This window comes from Nostoc sp. CHAB 5715, assembly GCF_020829685.1.
Taxonomy (GTDB): domain Bacteria; phylum Cyanobacteriota; class Cyanobacteriia; order Cyanobacteriales; family Nostocaceae; genus Nostoc.
The window spans coordinates 1-5,059 of the sequence record NZ_JAIVFR010000560.1 but is presented as its reverse complement, the minus strand read 5'-3'; the positions used below and the strand labels follow the sequence as shown (position 1 = coordinate 5,059).

Below are 5,059 nucleotides of genomic sequence, written 5' to 3'. Positions count from 1 at the left end.
AAAGTGAAGTGGTAATTCACCGCTCCCTAGAGTTAGCAGAACATTACGATCTGAAGATTGTGCTGGATGTGAACTGGCGTCCTGTATTTTTGGTCGAGCCAAACATCGCTCATCAAAAAATTCCAGAATTATTTAAGCGAATCGATTTCCTCAAACTCTCCAAAGAAGAAGCCCAATGGCTATTTGAAACCGCAGATCCCGGAGCCATCACTTACCGTCTAGCTTCAATTGAAGGGGTGCTGGTAACAGATGGAGAAAACGGTTGCAGCTACTGTCTGGGTGAGAACGAAGGCAAATTACCTGCATTTTCCATCCCCGTAGTTGATACAACTGGCGCAGGCGATAGCTTTTTAGCAGGATTCATCCACCAATTGAGTCAGCATGGCATCCACAGCTTGCGGGATGCTGAAACAGCAAAACGTATTGTTACATACGCCAGTGCTGTTGGAGCGCTGACTACCATTAAACCAGGTGCGATCGCTTCTCAACCAACAGATGCACAAGTCCAAGCTTTTCTCGCCTCCCATCAATAGGAACTAGCATAAGCCACCTGGGATATCAGTCACCAAAGGCTGATACTCCCGACTAGAAAATTGACAAATTCAGGTAAATTTGTATTAAAACTAATAAGATAAATGAAAGATGTTGTTATTTAAAGCCAAGTATGCAGTCTCACCCTGTAACTGATATTGAGAATTGGGAGGTTTCTGGCACGGATGAAATGCAATTTTCCGGTGTCCAGTTTCTGATGAATTTTTTGGGGCAAAAGACTGGTGTGTTGATTGATTTAAAACAACATGGCGAACTCTGGGCTGCTATGGAAGAAGAAACTGATATACCCTTAACTATAGAGTTTTTGGTAGATGAGCAAGGGTATAAAACTGCTGTGCTGCTTGACTTCGAGGAACACGGTGAAATTTGGGAAGATATTTATTACAACTTAATTGCCCTGCTCAGAATTGATGAACCGAAAATACCACTTGCTGAAGTAAAAAGGTCGCTCAATGAGCAGGGTAAGTTGAGTGCATGATTATCAAGTTGTCTTTTCCCGTTCTGCTCAAAAGGAACTTGAAGCCCTACCAATTGAGGTAATTAGTCGAATTACTTCCAAGATTGAGGATCTGACAGTTAAGCCGCGCCCAGATGGTTGTAAAAAGTTGAAGGGACAGTCGAATTGCTGGCGGATTAGAGTTGGAAGTTATCGTGTAATTTACAGTATTGATGATGATAGCCGTGTAGTTCAAATAATCATGGTTTGTCATCGCAGTCAAGCATATAGTTAAACTAGCTTAGTGCGATCGCCCTTGGCGTTGGCCATTGGTGTCAACTTACAGCAGTTTTCATGTATTTGAACCACATCTGTTGTAGGGGTAAAGCGCATTGCTCATACGTGTCAACTTAAGCTAGAAATGGCTTAACTGTTGGCTTACTCGCCCGCCCTGAACTGAAGTTCAAGGCTAACAGCTAAAGTCTACTGAAGTAGACTAAAGATTTTGGGTATATTTAGTCATCTTCAGATGACTTTTGCTATTAGCAAGGAACTTCAGTTCCTTGCGGGACATGATTTTTACGTTAAGTTGACACCAATGAGCATTGCTAAACCCCTACTGCGTGGTCTATTTACCTGAAAATAGCTGTAAGCCCAAACCCTTTTGAAACCTCGTTTCCAGCCTCTGGCTGGAAATGCACATCATTGGGCTGCTGCTGTAAGTCAAGAGGCGGAGCCTCAATGATATCAAGTCCGGTTAATCACTTACGATATGTCATTGCGAGTGGAACGGAGTGGAACGAAGCAATCGCTTCCTGATTGGGATTACTTCACTCCGCTATCGCTACGTACCCTTCTCCTGACGGAGACGCTGCGCGAACGGGAACGCTAAGAGCGAACGTAATTGACTTGTATTCTAGCGGACTTGATATGAGGGGCATTCCCAGTCGGAGACTGGGAACGAGATAAATAGCGATCGCATCACTTGTGAGAAATCCGGGTTAGAGAATTTAGTTGTTACTAATACGCCTGCATTTATTAACTTAATTATACGTTTACAAAAATTTAGGTGTGAAACTTAGGACTTACACACTATACAAATTGGCTATTATGTGCATAATGATTGGTTCAGAATACAAGTTCGTTGGTTCAGAATACAAGTTCGTTGGTTCAGAATACAAGTCCGTTGGTTCAGAATACAAGTTCGTTGGTTCAGAATACAAGTCCGTTGGTTCAGAATACAAGTTCGTTGGTTCAGAATACAAGTCCGTTGGTTCAGAATACAAGTCCGTTGGTTCAGAACACAAGTCCGTTGGTTCAGAACACAAGTCCGTTGGTTCAGAACACAAGTCCGTAGCGATCGCTAACTTTGAATATTAACTTGACAGGCTATTACTTTAGTTGGTCTGAACTTGCTGCCATAGAGTATTAACAGTCACAAACTCATAGCCTTGTTGTAGCAGTTGCGGAATAAGAATTTGGATTGTCGCAGCAACATCTTGTCCACCGCAAGCACCATCATGTAAAACAATCAGCGAACCATTTTTGACCTGCTGCATAATTCGCTGTACCACAGTGGTTACACCTGGTCGCACCCAGTCTTCTGGTACAACACTCCACATAACTGGGCGGTAATTCCACTGAAAGAACAATTTTAAAGTAGCAGGTGTAAATAAACCATTGGGGGGGCGGACATCTCGCACTTGTTCAGGTTGCAAATTGCAGGCGTTATAAATGGCAGCTTGGGTTTTTTCTAAACTGTCCTTGAGGTCATTTGGGGAAAGCATGGCAAAAGAGCGATGATCGTAGCCATGCAATCCGATCCAGTGGCTGCGATCGCTCACAGCTTTAGCAATGGCTGGTGAACGGTTGACGCAAACACCCAACCAAAAAAAACTTGCTGTAATCTTGTAAAAGTCTAATACTGCCAATACTTCCGGTGTGTATTGAGGATGCGGCCCATCATCGAATGTGAGGGCGATCGCTTTCGTATTGGGATTTCCAGCCCAAAGGCAGTTGGGAAAACTCGGCTGGAGAATGCGGTAGAAAATTGGGAACAGGGGAGCTAGCTGCATAAAGTTTTTTCTTTTTTGCATAATCTTGCATAAATACACTGATTACTTAATGTTGAAACTGTTAAACATGGGAACCATAGCTTAAATCGCTTATATCTGGAACTTACTGTACAAACAGAGAGTTCCAGATACAAGCCCTCCTTATAGGTTCAAACATCAGAGCGATCGCTTTGGTATAGCAATCACCACTCCAAAATCAATCAGTAAAGCTCGCCTTGAGAATGTCAATGCTCTATTTTGTAAAAAATCTCTAAGAACAATACTTTTTGACCTAGCACTCGTCTAAATTGATGATTAATCTCCGAATAAACACTGAAATAAAATCGATGTTGTTTAAAGATATACGAGATTATCAAATTTCATTTCTGGGCTTGTTCCTAGTCGTGGGAATCAGTACACGAGACTGGACGTTGCGACCAGAGTTGATTGTGATATTAATCGCTACTTGTTTACTAACACAGTCGGTATTGTCATTTGTCATTAGTCATTGGTCACTTGTACTGAGCGTTAGCGTAGCGTCTCCAAGAGTTGCCGAAGTATTGGCAAACAACAAAGGACAAATGACTAATAACAAAGGACAAATTACGAATCTTCGCAGTGCTTTAATTACCTCACTGGGACTCAGTTTACTGTTGCGGGCTGATCACTGGACAACAATGGTAATAGCTGCAACAAGTGCGATCGCTAGTAAATTTCTCTTTAAGTTTGGTGATAAGCATTTCTTCAACCCTGGTAATTTTGGCATCATTTCCGCCTTAGTTCTCACCTCCGATGCCTGGGTTTCGCCGGGACAGTGGGGTGAAGAGTGGTGGTATGCGCTGTTATTTGCCGGGACTGGCGGCATGACTTTGCAGCGCATTGGTCGCTGGGACACCACAGCCGCTTTTTTGGGTAGCTACTCCTTGCTAGAAGCGATTCGCAATCTCTGGCTGGGTTGGACTTGGGATGTTTACTGGCATCGGTTGATGAGCGGCTCGTTGTTGTTGTTCGCCCTATTTATGATTACAGATCCGCGATCGATTCCCAATTCTCGAATTGGGCGGGTAGTTTGGGCAGCTTGCATCGCCGGATTAACTTTCATCCTGCGGAATTATTTCTTTATTCCTACCGCAGTCTTCTGGGCGCTGTTCATCCTTGCCCCGTTGACCATTCTTATCGATATTCTTTGGTTAGCCCCAAGGTTTTTTTGGCAAAGGGAAGATAAGGGAGATGAGGGAGATGAGGGAGATGAGGGAGATGAGGGAGCAGGGGGAGAACTTGTACAGACGCGATTAATCGCGTCTCTCTTGTACAGACGCGATTAATCGCGTCTAAATCAGCACTTAATATAGAGGTCTAAAAAATGAAGATTTTTCGATTTTTAACGCCATTACTGTTGACAATTGTCGCAGTATTTTGCTTTGCACCGGCAGCTTGGGCATTTTGTGGATTTTATGTAGCTAAAGCTGATACGAAGCTGTATAACAAAGCTTCTCAGGTGGTGATAGCACGGAATGGCGATCGCACCGTCCTAACAATGGCCAACGACTTTCAAGGCGAAGTCAAAGATTTTGCGATCGTAGTACCAGTGCCAACGGTGTTGCAAAAAGACCAAGTTCGCGTTGCTCTACCCAACATTATCGAGCGCCTAGATGCTTTTAGTGCGCCGCGATTAGTGGAATATTTTGACCCAGATCCTTGTGCCCCACTACCACTATTTAATAGAAACTTCTTAAATTTCTCAACAGCAGGAGTAGATAAGGCGGCACCTCAGATAAGCGATCGCAGTTTGGGTGTGACGGTAGAAGCGCGTTTCAACGTCGGCGAATACGACATCGTGATCCTCAGTGCAAAAGAATCTGGCGGACTGGAAACTTGGCTGACACAAAATGGCTACAAAATCCCTCAAGGGGCGAAACAGTTACTTCAGCCATATATTCGTTCCTCAATGAAATTCTTTGTTGCCAAAGTCAACTTGGATAAATTCGAGGAATCTGGCTACCAGTTCCTGCGTCCG

At 43.7% G+C, this 5,059-nt stretch carries 7 protein-coding genes; 6 read left to right on the top strand and 1 reads right to left on the bottom strand.

Translation table 11 applies throughout. The features are described 5' to 3' along the window. From LC574_RS26035 to LC574_RS26020, 4 genes are all read left to right on the top strand, one after another. Positions 1–533: PfkB family carbohydrate kinase (locus LC574_RS26035; RefSeq protein ID WP_229456429.1), on the top strand; the 533-nt coding region annotated here is incomplete at its 5' end. 131 nt (positions 534–664) lie between these two features. Beyond that, positions 665–1,030 (top strand): hypothetical protein, encoded by a 366-nt coding sequence (locus tag LC574_RS26030; RefSeq protein WP_229456428.1) that lies wholly within the window; start codon positions 665–667, stop codon positions 1,028–1,030. Next, positions 1,023–1,283 (top strand): type II toxin-antitoxin system RelE/ParE family toxin, encoded by a 261-nt coding sequence (locus tag LC574_RS26025; RefSeq protein ID WP_229456427.1) that lies wholly within the window; start codon positions 1,023–1,025, stop codon positions 1,281–1,283. The genes LC574_RS26030 and LC574_RS26025 overlap by 8 nt, the downstream gene beginning before the upstream one ends. A gap of 815 nt (positions 1,284–2,098) precedes the next feature. Then, entirely contained in the window at positions 2,099–2,368 is a 270-nt protein-coding gene (locus LC574_RS26020) for a hypothetical protein (RefSeq protein WP_229456426.1), read from the top strand. Positions 2,369–2,385: 17 nt separating this feature from the next. Here the strand turns inward: LC574_RS26020 and LC574_RS26015 are convergent, their stop codons facing one another. Beyond that, complete coding sequence (locus tag LC574_RS26015; protein WP_229456425.1) at positions 2,386–3,063, bottom strand: polysaccharide deacetylase family protein; 678 nt, start codon at positions 3,061–3,063, stop codon at positions 2,386–2,388. Positions 3,064–3,389: 326 nt separating this feature from the next. Here LC574_RS26015 and LC574_RS26010 point away from each other — a divergent pair, with 326 nt between their 5' ends. Further along, entirely contained in the window at positions 3,390–4,367 is a 978-nt protein-coding gene (locus LC574_RS26010; protein ID WP_229456424.1) for an RnfABCDGE type electron transport complex subunit D, read from the top strand. 38 nt (positions 4,368–4,405) lie between these two features. Beyond that, positions 4,406–5,059, top strand: a 654-nt coding sequence (locus LC574_RS26005) for a DUF2330 domain-containing protein (protein WP_229456423.1), incomplete at its 3' end; no start/stop codon positions are given.

Bases quoted from the DNA above. Each gene is read 5' to 3' on its own strand.
- LC574_RS26020 (WP_229456426.1), top strand. From the start codon at position 2,099: ATGTGCATAATGATTGGTTCAGAATACAAGTTCGTTGGTTCAGAATAC.
- LC574_RS26030 (WP_229456428.1), top strand. From the start codon at position 665: ATGCAGTCTCACCCTGTAACTGATATTGAGAATTGGGAGGTTTCTGGC.
- LC574_RS26010 (WP_229456424.1), top strand. From the start codon at position 3,390: ATGTTGTTTAAAGATATACGAGATTATCAAATTTCATTTCTGGGCTTG.
- LC574_RS26015 (WP_229456425.1), bottom strand. From the start codon at position 3,063: ATGCAGCTAGCTCCCCTGTTCCCAATTTTCTACCGCATTCTCCAGCCG.